Below are 18,062 nucleotides of genomic sequence, written 5' to 3' on the forward strand. Positions count from 1 at the left end.
CCCGCGGCCAATGATCCGAGGAGCGCGTCATGCGATCTCTCATCACCCGTCCGCGCGTACTGGCCGTCATCGCCGCCGGTAGCGCTCTCGCCTTCAGTCCGATCGGTGGCCAGGCCACCGCGAAACTGCCGGTCGACCAGGTCAAGACGCCCTGTGTCACCCCGGCGGAGGGACCGTCCGCCCGTGGTGGGTTCGGCGCCGACACCCGTGACCTGTCGGTCGCGGAGCAGAAGGCGATCGACGCCAAGACCGCTCAACTCGTCGCCGCCAAACAGGCTCGTGGCCTCGCACCGAAGGCCGGCAAGCTCGCTGGTGCCAGCGTCCCGGTGTACATCCACGTCATGCGCAGCAGCTCCGGTGCCGGCGACGTGACGGCGACCCAGATCAACCAGCAGATCGCCGAGCTGAACCAGGACTTCGCCGGTGGCGAGTCGTCGGCGGCCGCGAACACCGGCTTCACGTTCTACCTGGCCGGGACCGACCGCTACAACAACGACACCTGGCACACCGACGGTCAGAGTACGACGTACCGCGCGCAGACCCGCCTGGGCGGGAAGAACGCCCTGAACATCTGGCTGCTCGACTTCTCCTACCTGGGCATCGCAACGTTCCCGTGGGACTACTCGAGCAACCCGAGCATCGACGGCATCCGTGTGCAGTACAGCTCGCTGCCCGGCGGCTCGGCGACGAACTTCAACCAGGGCAAGACTGCGTCGCACGAGGCCGGCCACTGGTTCGGGCTCTACCACACCTTCCAGGGTGGCTGCACGAGCACGAACGACTCCGTAGCGGACACCCCGGCCCAGAGCAGCTCCAGCAGCGGCTGCCCGACCGGCCGGGACTCCTGCTCGCTGTCCGGCCTGGACCCGATCCACAACTACATGGATTACTCCTACGACTCCTGCTACAACCAGTTCACTCCGGGCCAGAGCACACGCATCAGCAACGCCTGGACTGCCTACCGCGCATGATGCTCGACAGCACTCAGACAGCTACCAGGTGTGACCGTCCAACCAGGTCCGTGTGACTGATGGACCAGTAGGCGTCTAGAGTGCCGCCGATGCGTGTCCTCCTGACGGCCTGCGCGACCACCGCACTGGTGGTCTCAGGTCCGCTGGCTGCGACCGCCGCCGGCCAGGCTCAACAGAGCCCGGTCGGCGGTGCGCAGCTGACTACGGGGCCGACGGTTGTCGCTGACGGAGCGACGCCGCCGGCGGTACAGGCGTCTGCCTTCTTGGTGGCTGACCTGGACACCGGCGCCGTACTGGCCGCGAAGGCCCCACACGCCAAGCTGCGGCCTGCCAGCACTCTCAAGACACTCACCGCACTGGTACTGCTGCCTCGGCTCAACAAGGCCGACCAGGTGGTCGGCACCGACCAGGACGCCGGCATCGAAGGCAGCAAGGTCGGCATCTACCCCGGCTGCCGGTATACGGTCGACCTGCTCTTCCAGGGCATGTTCCTGGCATCCGGGAACGACGCGGTGCACGCCTTGGCCTCGCACGACCAGGGCGGCGTTCCCGCGACGATCACCCGGATGAACAAGCTGGCCTCCCAGATCGGTGCGCTCGACACACACGTGACGGACCCGACCGGTCTCGACGCCGACGGGCAGTACTCCTCGGCGTACGACCTCGCGCTGTTCGCTCGGGCCGGTCTGGAGCGGGACGACTTCGCGCGGTACGCGTCGACGAAGTACACGAACTATCCGCTGGTGAAGAAGCCCGGTACGTACCAGGTCGCCAACCAGAACCACCTGCTGTTCAACTACCCCGGCGCACTCGGCGTGAAGACGGGCTACACGACGCTGGCGCGCAACACGTTCATCGGTGCGGCGCAGCGCGACGGTCACCGGGTCGTGGTGACGATGATGAACTCACCCCACGGCATCACCGAGGACGCCTCCACGCTGCTCGACTGGGCCTTCAAGAACTACGCCGTACTCACTCCGGTCGGCACCTTGATCAAGCCGATCACGACGGAGTCGAAGACGGGCGAGGGCCCGAACGTGTCGAAGAAGTCCTCGACCCGTACGCCGCTGCCGAAGCGCAGCCGGACAGTCCTCGAGCACGGCCTGGCCGTCCAGTCGATGGCCTACCGCATCCCCGTCTGGTGCTACGCCGCGCCACCGATCCTGCTACTACCACTCTTCCTCCGCCGCCCTCGCTCCCTGAAGGTCCAGGCCCGCCGACTGAAAGCCCGCCGTCACTAGCCGGTGCAACTAGGGACCGATGAACCGCGGCGCGCCGGGGATCAAGGGACCGATGAATGGGTGGTTGTTAGCGGCGGAGGGAGCGGGCTGCTCTGGTTAGGTGGACTGCTAGGGCTGTGGCGGTGGCTCCTAGGACTGCGCCGGCGGCGACAGCTACTGTGTCGGCTTTCCGCTCGGGGATCGGGACGACCTTGAACTTCTTGCCGGGTGGGCCGGGCAGGTAGCCGTCGTCGTCGGCTTCTTCCGTACGACGCCACGCGGGCACCGGCGACTCGCGATCGAACGGCATGGCCGCCCGCGCCGCCTCCTCGGCCTCGCCGGTGTGCCAGCGGTGATCCAGCGTCGCTTCCTTGGTCCAGGCGGCGATCAGCATGATCGCCCTGGTCATCAGGTAGATCCACACCAGCAACGCGAGCGGCAGAGCCAACGTCCCGTACGCCGCGTTCTTGCCGATCACACCCTTGACGTAACCGTTGCCCAGCTTCTGAGCCAGGTAGAACACGATCCCACCGGCCAGCGCGGCGATCAGCGACACCTTGCGCGGCAGGATGATCCGCGGCAGCGCGGTCTGCAGGTACAGGAAGAGCACCGCGCCCGCGCCGATCCCGACCACCAGGCTGACCAGGTCGAGTCCCCAGTCCGCGAACCAGGTCCCCTCCAGCCCGGTCCAGGAAGCGACCTTCTTCGACAGCCCGGTCAGCACCGACGAGGCACCGGTGGCGATCAGGCCGATCAGCCCGAGCCCGAGCAGGGCGCCGAGATCCGCGACCTTGAGCTTGATCGCGTTGCCGGGCTGGTCGTCCAGTTCGTGCATCGACCGGATCGAGGCGCGCAGCGAGTCGATCCAGCCGAGCCCGGTGAGCAACAGCGAGAGGCCGGAGATCAGGCCGATGGTGCCGGCGTTGCTGATCAGCGAGTCCAGGTTGATCTGGTCGCCGATCCCGGGCAGGTTCTTCTTCAGCGCGTCCTTCAGATCGGCCACCGCGCCGTCGTTCAGCAACCGGCCGGTGACGGCAGCCGCCAGCACGATCAGCGGGAACATCGACAGGAAGGCGAAGAAGCTGGTCGCACCGGCCAGCCGGTTACCCCGCCGGTCGCCGTACCGCTTCCACGCCCGCCAGAGCTGGGTCCGCTTGAACCGCGCCCAGACAGCAGTGGCTTGTTGCTTGATGCCCATGAATCTCCCGTACCCCGACTGCGAGTAATTCAGCCTGCCAGGGGGAACGAGCGTTGCGGGCGCCACACGCCGTCCGCGCCGTGCTCGTACCGGCCGAACTCGGCGACGTCGAACGCGCAGTCGTACGCCGAGAGGTCGTCGTACGCGCGATCCAGCGCCGCTTTGTCGAGATCGTGGGCCACCGTCACGTGCGGGTGGTACGGGAAGCGCAACTCGACCGCGAGCGGCCCGGACCGCACCTGCGACTGCAGCAGCTCGCAGGACGAGATCCCCTCGACCAGCGGCACGAACACCACCGGTGAGATCGGCCGGAAGGTCGCCGTACCGCGCAGCCGGATCCGGAAGCTCGGGAACCGTGCGGCCACCTCGAGCAGGTGGTCGTCGATCTCGGCCAGGTCCGCGTCGGCCACCTCGGTCGGCGGCAGCAGCGTCACATGGGTCGGGATCGACGAGGCCATCGGATCGCCGAACTCCGCCCGGAACTTCTGCAGCTCGGTCCCGTAGGGTTCCGCGATCGGGATCGCGACACCGATGGTCGCCATCCGGCGCCTACCGGCCCGAACCGGTGAAGGGGATGAAGCCGAGCCGGTCGTAGACCCGCTCCAGCGTCGGCGCCGTCACGGCCCGGGCGCGCTCGGCGCCGGTGGCCAGGATCGCGTCCAGCTGGGCCGGGTCGTCGAGGAAGGCCAGCGTCTTCTCCCGGAACGGGGTGACGAACTCGACCACCACCTCGGCCAGGTCCTTCTTGAAGTCGCCGTAGCCGCGGCCGGAGTACTCGTCCTCGAGCTCGCTGATCTTGCGGCCGGTCAGCGCGCTGAAGATGGTCAGCAGGTTGGCGACGCCGGCCTTGTTCTCCGGGTCGAAGATCACGTCGCGACCGGAGTCGGTGACGGCGGACTTGATCTTCTTCGCGCTCACCTTCGGGTCGTCCAGCAGGTCGATGATGCCGGCCGGGGAGGAGGACGACTTGCTCATCTTCGCGGTCGGGTCCTGCAGGTCGGCGATCTTGGCGGTCTCCTTGACGATGTACGCCTCGGGGATCCGGAACGTCTTGCCGAAGCGGTGGTTGAACCGCTGCGCGAGGTCGCGGGTCAGCTCCAGGTGCTGGCGCTGGTCCTCACCGACCGGGACGCGGTCGGCCTGGTAGACCAGGATGTCCGCGGCCTGCAGGATCGGGTACGTGAACAGGCCGACGGTGGCCCGCTCCGCACCGCCCTTGGCCGACTTGTCCTTGAACTGCGTCATCCGGCTGGCCTCGCCGAACCCGGTGATGCAGCTCAGCACCCAGCTCAGCTGCGAGTGCTCGGGGACCTGCGACTGGACGAACAGTGTCGACCGCTCCGGGTCGATCCCGGCCGCGAGCAATTGGGCGATCGACCGGCGGGTGCGCTCGCGCAGCACCTTCGGGTCGTACTCGACCGTGATCGCGTGCAGGTCCACCACGCAGTAGAACGCGTCGTGGTCCTCCTGCAGCGCCACCCACTGGCGGACAGCGCCGAGGTAGTTGCCGAAATGGAAGGAATCGGCGGTCGGCTGGATCCCGGACAGAACGCGCGGGCGGCGTGAGGGCGCCTCGGCATTCGCCGGAGCCGGCGCAGGGGTGTCGTCGGGGACGGCTGCTGACATGGACCCGATTCTGCCAGCGTCCCGGGTCCGCGGCACACCGGGGCGGCCCCCAGCCGGTCATAAGGTGTGAATTATGAGTTCACGCGACGTGATCATTCTGCCCGGTGGCGGCTACCCGGCGCAGGCGCCGTTGCTGATGTACGCCGGTGAGGCGGCCGGGCGGCGCGGTGGTGTGATCCGGCCGATCTCCTGGGACACCCCGGAGGAGCTGCTGACGCTGACAGCGGATCAGCGGGGGCCGTGGGTGCTTGACCAGCTCGCACGAGGTGTTCCCGATCTCCAGGACGGCTCGCTGTTGATCGGGAAGTCGCTGGGGACCCATGCGGCCGCGGTGGCGGCTGAGCGGGGGTTGCCGGCGGTGTGGTTGACGCCGTTGCTGACCAGTCAGTTCGTGGTCGACGGACTGCGGCGGTCGACGGCGCCGTTCTTGCTGGTCGGCGGAACCGCGGACACGCTGTGGGATTCCGGGGTTGCCCGCGAGCTCACGCCGTACGTGCTGGAGGTGGACGGCGCCGATCACGGGATGTTCGTGCCTGGACGGCTCGCCGCGTCTGCCGCCGTACTGGGGCAGGTCGCGACGGCCGTCGAGGACTTCCTGGATGAAATTCTCTAGTTGGTGCTGGGGTTGCCGTCGGCTGCGGCGGCCAGCTTGGGGACGAGCTGGTCGAGGACGGTCGGCAGGCTGAGGACCGAGACGAAGCTGACGGCGCCGTACAGCGGGTCGTCGTAGTTCTCCTCGATGTAGACCTGCCGCCCCTGCTTGCTGACCGCCAGGTTCTTCAGCAGCGGGTCGTTCTTCAGCTTCGCCACGCCACCCTTCTCCGCGAACCAGACCAGCGTGCCGACGTCCAGCAGCGAGACCTTCTCGCCGCTGACGCTCGCACCGAACTTCTCACCGATCACCTTGTCCACCCCGGCCGGCCAGCTGAAGCCGAGGTCGGTCAGCAGCCGCGACCGCGGGTCCTGGCGACCGTAGATGAAGTAGCCCTGGTACGCCGAGGTCATCAGCGCCGTCTTGCCCTTGAACTCGGGGTGTTCGGCCCGCACCTTGGCGAACCGGTCCTCGATCCCCTGGACCAATTCGTCCGCCTGGTGGGGTTTCCCGACCGCCTTGCCGACGGTGCGGGTGAGGTCCTGCCAGCTGACGCCGTAATCCGGCGCCCCCGGCAACTGTGCGACGGTGGGCGCGATCGCGGTCAGCTTCTTGTAGTCGTCGGCCGTGATCCCGGAGTACAGGCCGATGATCAGGTCCGGCTGCAGCGCGGCGACCTTCTCGAACTGGATCCCGTCCTTGTCGCTCAGCACCTGCGGTACGGGGTTGCTGCCGAGTTTCGCCTTCGCCCACGGGAACAGCGCGCCCGGCTTGTCGCCGAACCATTCGGTGGTCGCGACCGGGGTGACGCCGAGCGCGAGCAGGGCGTCCTGCTCGACCAGGCCGACGAGCACGATCCGCTGCGGGGCCGCCTTGATGACGGTGTCGCCGTACTTGTTCTTGATCGTGACCGGGAAAGCGCCGGATTCGGTGCCTGCCTGGGGCGTGGCCGCGACGTCCTTCGCGTCGTTCCCGCTACAGGCGGTCAGGGCCAGCAGCGGCAGAGCGACCAACAGGGCGAGCGGCCGGAGGATGGAGCGCATGGAAAGACCTCACAGTCGTAGTTAGGTATCCCTAACCTAACTCACGGGCCCCTCTAACGCAGACCAGCCCCCGCCATGGTGGCGGGGGCTGGTGAGCTGAAGCAGTTACTTCACGCCTCCGGCGGTGACGGAGACCTGGAGCTGACGCTGGAAGATGATGTAGACGACCAGCACCGGCGCGACCGTGATCACCACGGCCGCGAACAAGGCACCGAAGTCGACCGCATAGCCGGCCTGCGATGCGAACGACGCCATGCCCTGCGACAGCACGTAGTTGTCCGAGTTCGTGTTCAGGGCGACCGGAAGCAGGAACTGGTTCCACAAGCCGAGGAAGTTGAAGATGGCGACTGACGCCATCCCCGGCCTTGCCATCGGCAACATCACCGAGAAGAACGTGCGCCACTCACCCGCGCCGTCGATCTGGGCCGCCTCGTAGATCTCGCCCGGCAGCGCCTTGAAGAAGCTGTGCAGGAAGAACACGGTGAACGGCAGCGCGAAGGCGACGTAGGTGATGATCAACCCTGGCAGGGTGTTCAGCAGCGAGAAGTTCTTCAGCACGAAGAACAGCGGCACGATCGCCAGGAAGACCGGGAACGTCAGCCCGGCCAGCATGGAGTAGTAGATCAGCCGGTTGCCGGGGAACGAGAACCTGGCCAGCACGTAGGCGCACATGGCCCCGAGGATCATCACCAGGACCAGCGCCGACGTCACCACGATCACCGTGTTGGTGAAGTAGCGACCGATGCCGGCCGTCGTCCAAGCGGTGGCGTAGTTGCTGAACCGCAGCTTGCCCGGCAGCGCCAGCGGGTTGCCCAGCACCTCCTGCGTCGACTTGAACGAGGACAGCACTGTCCACACCAGCGGCAGGATCACCAGTAGCGACCACAGGATCAGGGCGATGTGGGCTGTCGTCGCGACGCCCTTGCCCTCCCGGGATCCCTTGCCGGACGTCCGGGCCCGGGGCACGAGTTCGGACCGGTCGGCGGTCGTTGTTGTCATCGGCGTACCTTCCGGTCGCGTCCACCGGTCAGGGCGTTGATGGTGAAGACCAGCAGCGCGAACAGCATGGTCACCGCGGCCAGGATCACGCCCATCGCCGTCGAGTAACCGAACTGGCCCTTGGCGAAGGCCGTGGTGAACAGTTGCTGGGGCATCACGAGGGTCGAGTTCTGCGGGCCACCGCCGGGGTTCAGCGCCTGCATGTAGACGAACGCGTCGAGGGCGGCGATGCCCAGGTAGATGTACGCCGTCTGCACGTTGTCGCGGATCAGCGGCAGGGTCAGGAAGACCGCCGTCCGGAACCGGCCGGCACCGTCGATCCGGGCCGCCTCGAACACCTCGGGGTCGATGCCCCGGATGGCGGCGATGAACAGCACCATGTAGAAGCCGACGAAGCCCCAGATCATCACGAACATCGAGACCGGCATCGCGGTCCGGGCGTCACCGAGCCAGGCGTAGTTCTCGAACCCGTGCAGCCCGACCTTCGCCAGCAGCGCGTCCAGCACGCCCGAGCTCGGGGTGAACACCTGGGCCCAGATCAGGCCGATCACGATCGCCGGGATCACGTACGGGAAGAACGAGACGATCCGGTAGAAGCCGGAGTTGCGCAGTCCGCGCACGGTGCCGGTCCCCGAGCCGCCGATCGTCACCAGCGTGGCCAGGGTGAGCGACAGCACGATCGTCACGATCGGCACGAAGATCGCGAGCTCGACGTTGTTCCGGACGGCCTTCAGGAAGATGTCGTCGTGGAACAGCTTGACGTAGTTGTCGAAGCCGACGAAGTTCATCTTCGAGCTGAAGCCGGACCAGTCCGTCATCGAGTACCACAAAGCCTGCACGAACGGCGAGACCACGAAGATCACGAACACCGCAAGCGGCAGGCCGAGGAACACGACCATGAAACTGACCCGGTCGAAGGTGAGCGGCCGGCGCCGCCGGACGGCGGGCCGCTGGGGCCCGCCGTCCGGAACGACTTCTGGCGTCATGGTCACTTGGTGACCGGGATCTTCTTGACAGAGCTGTCGTTGCGCACCTTGTCCGTGATCTGCTGCAGGCCCTTGGTCAGGCCGGCCGCGTCGATCTTGCCGGACAGGAACGAGTTCCAGACCACCAGGTTGTCGGTGTTCATGCCGTACAGCCCGACGAACTGGTAGTCGAAGATGTCCGTACCAGCGGCGTCCAGCATCGCGGTCTGCGACTGCAGCGCGGTCGAACCGAAGCCGTCGGCGGGCACCAGGCCCTTGACGATCGTCGGCGCCAGCCGGGTCTTGGCGAAGTTGGTCGCCGCCTCCTTGGACAGCATGGCCCGCAGCAGCTCCTTGCCGCCGGCAACGTTCTTGCCCTTGGCCGGGACGATGAACGGCTCACCGGCCGCGCTGCGCAGCGCCGCGTACGGCAGCTTCGGGCTGTCGGTCAGCGTGGGCTCGGGGATGCCCTTCATCTGGAACCCGCTCTTGGTGGCCTTCTTCATCTCGTTCTCGATCCACGAGCCCGAGGGGTAGAGGATGGCCTGCTGGTCGTTGCTCCACTTCGCCTGCGCGGCGGTGAACTGGGTGCCGGCGCCACCGGGGACGAAGTACCCGTTCTTGACCATGGTCTCCATGGCCTTGAACACGCCCTGGATCTGCGGCAGCGACCAGCAGTTCTCCTTGAGGTTCTCCAGCGCCAGCCGGACGTCGTCGCCACCCTCCTTGATCGCCGAGTCGACGGCCAGGGTGTGGTAGTAGGTGGCGGCTTCCTTGCCCCAGACGAACAGGTACTTGCCCTTCGCCTTCGCCTTGGCGCCGAGGTCGAGCAGCGCGTCGTAGGTCTTCGGCGGCTCCCAGCCGTTCTCCTTGAACAGGCTTTCGGAGTACCACAGGCCGTACAGCGTGAGCACGTAGTTCATCGCGACGAACTTGCCGTCGAAGGTACCGGGCAGCTTCGCGCCCGGGTACAGGGTGTCGGCGATCTTCGTGCCCTCGTAGTTGTTGGCCTCGAAGACGTCGTCCAGCGGCGCCAGCTGGTCCAGGATCGTGTTGAAGCCGATCTGGTTCGCGCCGGAGTTGTCGATCAGGTCCGGCGGGTTGCCACCGACGAAGCGCGGCTGCAGCTGCTGAGCGATCTGGGTGGACGGAGCAACCTTGAACGTCGAGCCCGCGAACTTCTTCTGCGCGATGTCGGCCGCGAACGACACATAGTCGTAGCCGTAGCCGCCGTTGAAGATCACCGCGTCGACGGTCGCCTTCTCCGCCATGCCGAACGGGTTGTCCGCCGTCTTGTCGCCGCCACCGGTGGAACCGTTGTCGTCGCTGCCGCTACTGGCGCAGGCTGCCAGGAGCGTGCTGCCGCCGGTGGCCAGCAGAGTGCCGACCGCCGCGCGCTGCAGGAACAGCCGCCGCGACAGCTTGTTGGGAGTGGTCATTGGTCCCGCCTTCCAAGGAGTGTTTCAAGCAGTACGCCGGATCCGGCCGGCGTACTGGGCTTCAAGGGCGTGGTTGTGGTCGTCTCCGCCGGGAATGTTCGCCGACAGGTAGACCGGTGGGGTCTCGCCGGCCTCGCTGAACCGGCGCAGTACCTCGGCCACCATCATCTGCGCGATCAGCGCAGCAGTGATGGACGACACGGCGCAGACCTTGCCGCCGTCCGGCAGGTCGAGCACAGAATCACCGTACGGCGCATGGTTGTCGAGCACCACGTCGGCGAAATCGATCAGTTTCTTGCCGGACGGGTGCCGCGACGCGACCCCACTGGTGTGCTGCAGCGAGGTGATCGCGATCAGCGGGTGTCCTTTTTCCTTCACCACCGTGGCCAGCTCGACGATCGAGCCGTTCACGCCGGAGTTCGAGGCGATCACGAACAGGTCGCCGGGGCGGGCGGCCGACAGGTCGTAGAGCTTGCGTGAGTACGACGGATCGCGCTCGAGCTCGGCGCTGCCGAGCAGCTCGCGCGGTTCGTTGCCGAGCAGCACCAGGTCGCGCAGCGCGATCCGGTTGGTCGCGATCAGGCCACCGGCGCGGCCGGCGATCTCCATCGCGAGTGCCTCGGAGTGCCCGGAGCCGAACGCCTGGATGACGCCATTGGCGCGCAGGGAGGCCGTCATCAGGTCCGCGGCGTCCTGGATCGGGCCGTCGGCCTGCGCGGTCACGGCGGCCAGGATCGGCATCAGCTCGTGAACATAGGACTGCGCACTCACGCCCGGGTTCGCCCCGTTCACGCTCGTGCTGCCGTCTGCCGTGCTGGCCATCTGAGGCCCCACCCCTCGACTAATGTGTTCGCCGCGACACACCTGGTGCCGACAAGTGCGCAAGTTTGCGGTTTGCTGGACAGAACTTTTCTCACCTGGCAGCTAAAGTCAAGGCTCATCTCACTCTTCCCTCCAGATCGGGACCGTTGCGTGACCTTGCTCGTTGTTGTTCATCATTAGCCTCTTCTGAGCAGTTTGGAGCACCGCCTATGTCGCTCGAACGCCCGGTCCCCGCACCTGGGGAACCAGTGGTCTTGATGCCAGCGTCCGCACTGGTCCTGGGCGGCGACCTCGGCGGCACCTCCACCCGGATCGTGATCGCCGACCATGAAGGCAACGTAATCGGGCGCGGGGCCGCCGCCGGCGGAAATCCGACCAGCCACCCGGCCAGCGCCGCGGCCAACTTCGGACAGGCCATTCACCAGGCCCTTGACGGCATCGATCCGCGGCTGGTCAGTACCGCCGTGATCGGCGCGGCCGGCGGCTCCGCGCTGTCCAACCCTGGGGTCAAGGCGCAGTTCGACGCGGCCTGGAGCGGAGCCGGACTGATCTGCGAGCCGGACTTCATCGGCGACCTGGAGGTCGCCTTCGCCTCCGGTACGCCGGAGCCTGACGGCACCGTGCTGATCGCCGGCACCGGCAGCGCGGCCGGCCTGGTCCGCGACCACCGGCTGGTCCGGACCGCGGACGGGCACGGCTGGCTGCTCGGCGACGACGGCTCCGGGTTCTGGCTCGGCCGCGAAGCGCTGCGCAGTCTGTTGCGCGCTCTCGACCTCGGCGAGCCGATCGGGCTGCTCGGCCAGGAGGTGGTGAAAGCCGTCCTGCCGGACCGCGACGAGACCGCAGATGCAGAGCGTGTCGGCTACGACCGGCTCCGTGACGACCTGATTCGCACCGTGAATGCCCGTCCGCCGGTGTTGCTGGCCGAACTGGCCCGGACGGTCGTGACGGCGTACGACCAGAACGACAAGACCGCCCACGCGCTGGTGAAACGCGCAGCCGAACTGCTCACAGAAACGGTCAGCCGGCTACGGACAACGTCGGACAACGGCCCGTTGGTGCTGGCCGGCAGTGTCGCGGGGGAATCGTCTCCGGTCGGCCGATTGCTCCGGCAAAGCATTCACGAACACTTCCACGGCGAGGTCCGGACCGCCCGCGACGGCGTCGGCGGCGCCACCTGGCTCGCCCTGGCCGAACTCGACCCGGCCCTCGCCACCACGGAGAACCACGCACGGCTGGTCAGTTAGTACGGCTCTGTACTACGGAGCGCCAGGCACTCCGTAGTACAGAGAGGTCAGCCGAGGTTCGCGATGGGGCGGAGTTCTACGGCGTAGAACTGGGCTTCGGGGATGCTGGCGGCGATTTCTTCGGCGCGGTCGGGGGTGGCGACGTCGAGGAGGAAGAAGCCGGCCAGCTGTTCCTTGGCCTCGGAGTACGGTCCGTCGGTCACCGCGCGGACGCCCTCGCGGACCCGGACCACCTTGGCCCGCCCGGGCTCCTCGAGCGGCTCGAGTGCGAGCAGCTCGCCGGACGCCTTGAGCTCGGCGATCAGGTCGTCCAGCTGCGCGGCGAGCACCTCGCGCGCCGACTTCGGCAACTTGATGCCCTCCTCCGTGTGCAGGAAGGAGGGGTGCCCCCAGGTCACGGGATTGCTGTGGATCAGCAACAGGTATTTCACGATCAGGTCCTTTCGGTCGGATGGATCCTCGCACCAGAGGTCGCACCGCACGCCGCCTTCTCGACAAAGCGTCCAGAATGTCGACGACCCGGGAGCACCTTCGACGTACCGGCTGACCGACCGGAACGAACCTAAGGTGACCAGCATGAAAGAGACCGACCTCCAGCTGCCCGACGGCCGCACGCTGCACGTCTACGACAGCGGGACCGGCAACCTGCCCGTCTTCTGGAACCACGGCACCCCCAACCTCGGCGCCCCACCCGCTCCCCTGCTCGCCGAGTCCGAACGCCTCGGCCTCCGCTGGGTCTCCTTCGACCGCCCCGGGTACGGCGGCTCGTCACCGGCGCCCGGTCGCACGATGGCTTCGGTCGGGTACGACGCCGCGGCCGTCGCCGACGCACTCGGGATCGACCGGTTCGCCGTCACCGGGTACTCCGGCGGCGGCTCCTACGCGCTCGGCTGCGCCGCCACCCTCCGCGATCGCGTCATCGCCGCCGCCACGCTCGCCGCGATCGCCCCGTACGGCGTACCGGGACTCGACTGGTTCGGCGGGATGGTTCCGTCGGGCACCGCCGCGCTCCGGGCAGCCCTCGACGGGCGGGAGGCGAAGGCGGCGTACGAGGCCTCCGGAGTGGAGTACGACCCTGAGTTCACCGAGGACGACTACGCGTTGTTCGAAGGTGAGTGGGGCTGGCTCGGATCGGTGGCGAGTCACGGCCTGGACGCCGGCCCCTACGGCCAGATCGACGACGACGTCTCCTATGTTCTCCCGTGGGGCTGCGATCCGGCCGCGATCAAGGCGCCGATCCTGCTCCTGCACGGCGACCGCGACGGCATCATCCCGGCCACCCACGGCGCCTGGCTGGCCGCCCACTGCCCGACCGCCGAGCTCCGTCTCACCCCCGGCGCCAGCCACTTCACGCTCATCCGCCAGGCCGCGTCCATGCTCCCCTGGCTCGCCGGACAATTCTGACGCTTGGCCTGCGCCGCGGTGGGTACCGATATCTAATGCTGGTTGCTGATCGCTACAGACTTGGCCCGCCGCTGGGCCGCGGCGGGATGGGCGAGGTGTACCGCGGCGAGGACGAACTGCTGGGGCGGGCCGTCGCGATCAAGTTCCTGTTGCCGACCCGTCACGACGACCTGGCGGCGGCGCGCTTCCGGCGGGAGGCTCGGGCCGCGGCGCTGCTGAGCGACGAGCATGTCGTCGCCGCGCTGGACTTCGGCGAGCACGACGACGGCTACTTCCTGGTGATGGAACTGGTGGAAGGCCGGTCGGTCGCCGAGGAGCTCCGGGCACAAGGTCCGTTCGCCGGCGAGGCAGCCGTCGACATCGTCCGGCAGGCGGCGGCCGGCCTGGCTGCGGCGCACCGGCACGACATCGTCCACCGCGACATCAAACCCGGGAACCTGCTGCTCGATGCCCGCGGAACCGTCAAGGTCGCAGACTTCGGCATCGCCCGCTTCGTCGCCGACACGACGACCACCCTGACCGCGACCGGCCAGGTCGTCGGGACCAGCCACTATCTCGCGCCGGAACGAGCGCTCGGCCGGCCGGCCGGACCCGCCTCGGACATCTACGCACTCGGCTGCGTGCTCTACCAACTGGTCACCGGCCATCCGCCGTTCCAGGCCGAGGAGCCGGCCTCGATCATGTACCAGCACGTCGAGACCGAGCCCGTCCCACCGAGCGAGCTTCGGCCCGACCTGGCCGGACCTTGCGAAACTCTGCTGTTCCGGATGCTCGCCAAGAATCCTGACGACCGGCCGACCGCCGTCGAGATCGCCTCCGGAGCCGCGCTCGTTCCACTCGCCGCGCTGCACACCGACGAGGCCCCGACCGTTCCGGCGGCTGTTCTCCGCTCCCGGCGCCAACTGCTGGCTGCTGTCGCGGCAGTGGCCGCCGGCACCGCGGCGGTGGCGTTCGCAGTACTGACCGGGCCTGATTTCGACAGGTTCCCGTCGACCGATCTGATCCGGCCGACACCGAGCACGACACCTCTTCCGAGTACGACGCCTCCGCCGACCGTCCGTACTTCCCGGCCACCCTCGCCCGTCGCGACCACGAGCCGGCCGGACCAACGGGTGGACAGTTCGGTTGCGCCGCCGTCCCACCAGGTCTCCAAGGACAAGCCGGCCAAGGAGCATTCGAAGAAGCCGAAGGACAAGCCCGAGAAGAAGCCGCCGAAGCCCTGACCGGGCCATTCCAAGCAAAGGCTTGACATCGGCCGCTGTGCGACGCATATTCCAAGCATGTCTTTGGAATCAGCGGACGACCCGCGCCGTCGGCGGCTACTCGAAGATCCACTCGCGATCCGGGCGATGGCTCATCCGGTGCGGCTGGACCTGCAGGCACTGCTCGGCAAGGAGGGTCCGCTGACCGCGGCCGATGCGGCCCGCCGGCTCGGGATCAGCCAGGCACTGGCTTCGCACCATCTGCGGCAGCTGGCGAAGTACGACTTCGTCGAACCCGCACCGGGCAAGGACAACCGCGAGCGGCCGTGGCGGCTCGTCTCCACTTCGCAATCGTGGCGGGAGGCAAGCCTCACGCCCGAGGGTGCCGCCGCGGCCGACGTACTGGAGCAGTTGCTCGCCGAGCGGGCCCTGGGTGCGCTGGCCGACTGGCAGCAGCGGCGGTCGGTGGAAGAGCCGATCTGGTGGGAGAACGCGGGCATCGGGCATACCGGGATCTACCTCACCGGCGAGGAGCTGGCCGAGTTGGAGGACCAGATCAGCGGGTTGCTGCAGCGGTACATCGACGAGCGGCCGATCGATGACAAGGCCAGCCGCCCGCCGGGCAGCCGGCTGGTCGACATCACTCGCATCGTGACGGTCTCACCTGAGGAGACGCCGTGAAGAACTTGTGGGAGGTGCTGGCGCGGCAGCGGGACTACCGGCTCGTGCTCAGCGCCGGGCTGATCTCGCTCACCGGGGACTGGATCCTGCGGATCGGCCTCGCGTACTACGTGTACGACCTGACCGGATCGACCCTGGCCTCCGGTGGATTGCTGCTCTGTTCTTTCCTGCCGCTGTTCCTGCTCGGTTCACTGGCCGGCGTCTTCGTCGACCGCTGGGACCGGCGCCGCACGATGATCGTCACCAACCTGCTGCACGCGATCGTGTTGCTGCCCTTGCTCCTGGTCCACAACGCCGATGCGATCTGGCTGGTCTACCTGGTCGTGCTCGCAGAAAGTTGCCTGCAGCAATTTTTCCGGCCCGCTGAGCAATCACTGGTGCCCTTGCTGGTCGAGTCACGCCAGCTGGTCACGGCGAACGCATTGAACAGCCAGTCCAGCGACATCGCGCGCTTGATCGGCGCCGCACTGGGTGGTGTGCTCGCGGCACTCGGCGGAATTCCCCTGCTGGCGTTGGTGGATGCGGCCACCTACCTGGCCGCGATGGGGTTGCTGGTCGGCGTACGGCATCGGGGCAACAAGATCGTGGTCGAGAAGACGTCCGGCGCCATCCAGCGGATCAAGGACGAGTGGGTGGAGGGACTCCGGATCTGCGTGGCCGGTCCGGCGCTTCGGCTGGTCTTCGTGTTCGGGCTCGTCACCGGCGTCGGCGAGGGCGCGATGAGTACCTTGTTCGCGCCTTTCGTCAGTTCGGAGCTGGGCGGCGACGGCACGGCGTACGGGCTGATCACTTCGTCGCAGGCGGTCGGTGGGATCGTCGGCGGGCTGATCGCGGCGGTCGGATCGCGGTTCGCGGCGGCGAAGATGTGGGGCGCCGGGGCGGTGCTGTTCGGGCTGATCGATCTGGTGATGTTCTGCTATCCGCTGGTCTGGCACAGCGTCGGGCCGGCGTTCGTCTGCATGATCCTGGTCGGCGTGCCCGGTGCCTTCCTGATCGCCGGCATGATGACAGTGCTCCAGCGGCTCACCGACGACACGTCCCGCGGCCGGGTGTTCGGCGCGCTGTTCGCCGCCGAGGGGCTCGCGGTCCTGGTCGGCACCATTGCGGCCGGCATCCTCGGCGATCTTGTCGGCGTCATCCCGGTCCTCGTCGTCCAGGGCCTCGGCTTCTTCCTCGGCGGCCTGGCCGTGCTCGCCAAACGCCACCTCCTCGCCGAAAGCTTCAAACCAGAAGAGCCGCTTGCGTCCGAAGTACCAGAGGTCCTGACCCAAGGTTCTTCAGATGCAAGGTGATCAGTCGGTGTGAGGCGGGGTTTCTTCGGGTGTCTCGACGCGGTGTACGCGGACGCGGGCGACCCGGCGGCCGTCCATCTCGAGGACGGTGATCTTGTAGCCGTCGACGGCGCCTTCGTCACCGACGGACGGGACCTTGCCGAGCTGGGCGGCGAGGAAGCCGGCGACCGTCTCGTACGGGCCGTCGGGCAGCTCCACCCCGGTCTCGTCGGCGAAGTCGTCCAGGTTGAGCAGCCCGTCGACCTCGATGTCGCCGCCGCGCAGCCGGGTCGTCTCGGTCGAATCGTCGTCGTACTCGTCCTTGATGTCGCCGATCAGCTCCTCGACCAGGTCCTCCATCGTGACGATGCCCGCCGTGCCGCCGTACTCGTCGAGCACGATCGCCAGGTGGGTACTCCGGCGGCGCATCTCGGTCAGCGTCGGCAGCAGCTTCGCGGTGTCCGGCAGCATCAGTACGTCGCGCGCCAGGTCGCCGACCCGGACCGACCGCGAGGCGACCGCCGGATCGAACAGGTCCCGCACGTGCACGAACCCGACGATGTCGTCGGCCGAGCCGTTCATCACCGGATAGCGCGAGTGCGGCCGTTCGGCCGCGAACTTGACCGCCTTGTACGCCGGCATCTCCGCGTCGACGAAGTCCACCTCGGTCCGCGGCAGCATCAACTCGCGCAACTGCCGGCCGCCGGCCTCGAAGACGTCGTCCACGATCCGGCGCTCCTCCTCGCCGAGCGACTCGTGCGCCGAGACCAGGTCGCGGAGCTCCTCGTCGGACATCACCTCGCGGTTCGCGTTCGGGTCGCCGCCGAGCGCGCGGACCACCAGGTCGGTCGACCGCGACAGCAACCAGATCACCGGCCGGGCGATCGAGGCGATCCGGTCCACCAGTGGCGCCAGGCCGAGCGCGAACGTCTCCGCCCGCTGCAGGGCGAGCCGCTTGGCCGCCAGCTCACCGATCACGATCGACACGTAGGAGATCGCGATCGTGATCAGGATCAGCGCGACGGTGTCCGCGACCGACTCGGGCAGGCCGAGCTGCTGCAGCTTCGGCGACAACCCGTCGGCCAGCGTCGCGCCACCGAAGGCGGCGGACAGGAACCCCATCAAGGTGACGCCGATCTGCACCGCGGACAGGAACCGGTTCGGGTTGGCGGCCACCCGGGCCACCGTCTCGCCGCGTCTGCCGCGCTGGGCGATCGACTTGAGCTGGCTCTCCCGCAGGGAGACCAGGGCCATCTCGGCGGCCGCGAAGACGCCGCCGATCAGCACGAAGACAAAGATCAGAACGATGTTGAGAACGGTCTCGTTCATGGCTGGTAGATCGCGCGCCCTCTCCGTTGACCGGTGAGAGGACGCGATGGTTG

18 protein-coding genes are annotated in these 18,062 nt (G+C 67.8%); 8 read left to right on the plus strand and 10 right to left on the minus strand.

Annotated features, from left to right (window positions below):
• Positions 1–29 precede the first annotated feature (29 nt).
• Both ABZ004_RS24085 and ABZ004_RS24090 read left to right on the plus strand, forming a co-directional pair.
• Positions 30–971, plus strand: coding sequence for a zinc metalloprotease (locus ABZ004_RS24085; protein ID WP_355682945.1), 942 nt, complete (start codon positions 30–32; stop codon positions 969–971).
• 89 nt (positions 972–1,060) lie between these two features.
• Positions 1,061–2,212: a D-alanyl-D-alanine carboxypeptidase family protein gene (locus ABZ004_RS24090; protein ID WP_355682947.1), complete on the plus strand. Its 1,152-nt coding sequence runs from the start codon at positions 1,061–1,063 to the stop codon at positions 2,210–2,212.
• A gap of 67 nt (positions 2,213–2,279) precedes the next feature.
• Here the strand turns inward: ABZ004_RS24090 and ABZ004_RS24095 are convergent, their stop codons facing one another.
• The 3 genes from ABZ004_RS24095 to trpS are packed head-to-tail and all read right to left on the minus strand — an operon-like array spanning position 2,280 to position 5,015.
• Positions 2,280–3,389, minus strand: coding sequence for a YihY/virulence factor BrkB family protein (locus tag ABZ004_RS24095; protein WP_355682948.1), 1,110 nt, complete (start codon positions 3,387–3,389; stop codon positions 2,280–2,282).
• 29 nt (positions 3,390–3,418) lie between these two features.
• On the minus strand, positions 3,419–3,931 hold the full coding sequence (locus ABZ004_RS24100; RefSeq protein WP_355682950.1) for a 2'-5' RNA ligase family protein: 513 nt from the start codon (positions 3,929–3,931) through the stop codon (positions 3,419–3,421).
• A gap of 7 nt (positions 3,932–3,938) precedes the next feature.
• The gene (trpS, locus tag ABZ004_RS24105) at positions 3,939–5,015 is read right to left on the minus strand and encodes a tryptophan--tRNA ligase (protein ID WP_355682952.1); all 1,077 of its coding nucleotides are present in this window, start codon (positions 5,013–5,015) and stop codon (positions 3,939–3,941) included.
• A gap of 73 nt (positions 5,016–5,088) precedes the next feature.
• Between trpS and ABZ004_RS24110 the strand changes: the two genes are divergently transcribed.
• Positions 5,089–5,628 carry an alpha/beta hydrolase gene (locus tag ABZ004_RS24110; RefSeq protein ID WP_355682954.1) on the plus strand — a complete coding sequence of 180 codons (540 nt, stop codon included), beginning with the start codon at positions 5,089–5,091 and terminating at the stop codon, positions 5,626–5,628.
• On the opposite strand, the gene ABZ004_RS24115 is transcribed toward ABZ004_RS24110, so the two are convergent.
• The 5 genes from ABZ004_RS24115 to ABZ004_RS24135 all read right to left on the minus strand — a co-directional run bounded on the left by ABZ004_RS24115 (position 5,625) and on the right by ABZ004_RS24135 (position 10,875).
• Positions 5,625–6,650 (minus strand): iron-siderophore ABC transporter substrate-binding protein, encoded by a 1,026-nt coding sequence (locus ABZ004_RS24115; RefSeq protein WP_355682955.1) that lies wholly within the window; start codon positions 6,648–6,650, stop codon positions 5,625–5,627. The genes ABZ004_RS24110 and ABZ004_RS24115 overlap by 4 nt on opposite strands.
• 105 nt (positions 6,651–6,755) lie before the next feature.
• Positions 6,756–7,649, minus strand: a complete 894-nt coding sequence (locus tag ABZ004_RS24120; protein WP_355682957.1) for a carbohydrate ABC transporter permease — start codon at positions 7,647–7,649, stop codon at positions 6,756–6,758.
• Positions 7,646–8,635, minus strand: a complete 990-nt coding sequence (locus ABZ004_RS24125; protein ID WP_355682959.1) for a sugar ABC transporter permease — start codon at positions 8,633–8,635, stop codon at positions 7,646–7,648. The genes ABZ004_RS24120 and ABZ004_RS24125 overlap by 4 nt, the downstream gene beginning before the upstream one ends.
• A gap of 2 nt (positions 8,636–8,637) precedes the next feature.
• Positions 8,638–10,053: an N-acetylglucosamine/diacetylchitobiose ABC transporter substrate-binding protein gene (ngcE, locus tag ABZ004_RS24130; protein ID WP_355682961.1), complete on the minus strand. Its 1,416-nt coding sequence runs from the start codon at positions 10,051–10,053 to the stop codon at positions 8,638–8,640.
• Between the two features lie 24 nt (positions 10,054–10,077).
• On the minus strand, positions 10,078–10,875 hold the full coding sequence (locus ABZ004_RS24135; RefSeq protein WP_355682963.1) for an SIS domain-containing protein: 798 nt from the start codon (positions 10,873–10,875) through the stop codon (positions 10,078–10,080).
• 257 nt (positions 10,876–11,132) lie between these two features.
• On the opposite strand from ABZ004_RS24135, the gene ABZ004_RS24140 reads away from it, so the two are divergent.
• Positions 11,133–12,122, plus strand: coding sequence for a BadF/BadG/BcrA/BcrD ATPase family protein (locus ABZ004_RS24140; protein WP_355682965.1), 990 nt, complete (start codon positions 11,133–11,135; stop codon positions 12,120–12,122).
• A 47-nt stretch (positions 12,123–12,169) separates the two neighbouring features.
• Here ABZ004_RS24140 and ABZ004_RS24145 read toward each other — a convergent pair whose 3' ends face one another.
• Entirely contained in the window at positions 12,170–12,553 is a 384-nt protein-coding gene (locus ABZ004_RS24145; protein ID WP_355682967.1) for a YciI family protein, read from the minus strand.
• A 145-nt stretch (positions 12,554–12,698) separates the two neighbouring features.
• Between ABZ004_RS24145 and ABZ004_RS24150 the strand changes: the two genes are divergently transcribed.
• Genes ABZ004_RS24150 through ABZ004_RS24165 form a run of 4 tightly spaced genes read left to right on the plus strand, consistent with a single transcriptional unit; the run spans position 12,699 to position 16,701 of the window.
• Positions 12,699–13,526, plus strand: a complete 828-nt coding sequence (locus ABZ004_RS24150; RefSeq protein ID WP_355682969.1) for an alpha/beta hydrolase — start codon at positions 12,699–12,701, stop codon at positions 13,524–13,526.
• A 35-nt stretch (positions 13,527–13,561) separates the two neighbouring features.
• The gene (locus ABZ004_RS24155; RefSeq protein WP_355682971.1) at positions 13,562–14,749 is read left to right on the plus strand and encodes a serine/threonine-protein kinase; all 1,188 of its coding nucleotides are present in this window, start codon (positions 13,562–13,564) and stop codon (positions 14,747–14,749) included.
• Between the two features lie 57 nt (positions 14,750–14,806).
• Positions 14,807–15,409: a helix-turn-helix domain-containing protein gene (locus tag ABZ004_RS24160; RefSeq protein WP_355682972.1), complete on the plus strand. Its 603-nt coding sequence runs from the start codon at positions 14,807–14,809 to the stop codon at positions 15,407–15,409.
• The gene (locus ABZ004_RS24165) at positions 15,406–16,701 is read left to right on the plus strand and encodes an MFS transporter (protein ID WP_355682974.1); all 1,296 of its coding nucleotides are present in this window, start codon (positions 15,406–15,408) and stop codon (positions 16,699–16,701) included. Before ABZ004_RS24160 ends, ABZ004_RS24165 begins: the two co-directional genes overlap by 4 nt.
• On the opposite strand, the gene ABZ004_RS24170 is transcribed toward ABZ004_RS24165, so the two are convergent.
• Positions 16,702–18,009, minus strand: coding sequence for a hemolysin family protein (locus ABZ004_RS24170; RefSeq protein ID WP_355682975.1), 1,308 nt, complete (start codon positions 18,007–18,009; stop codon positions 16,702–16,704).
• Positions 18,010–18,062 lie beyond the last annotated feature (53 nt).

The sequence above is a fragment of the Kribbella sp. NPDC006257 genome (assembly GCF_040613535.1).
Taxonomy (GTDB): Bacteria; Actinomycetota; Actinomycetes; order Propionibacteriales; family Kribbellaceae; genus Kribbella.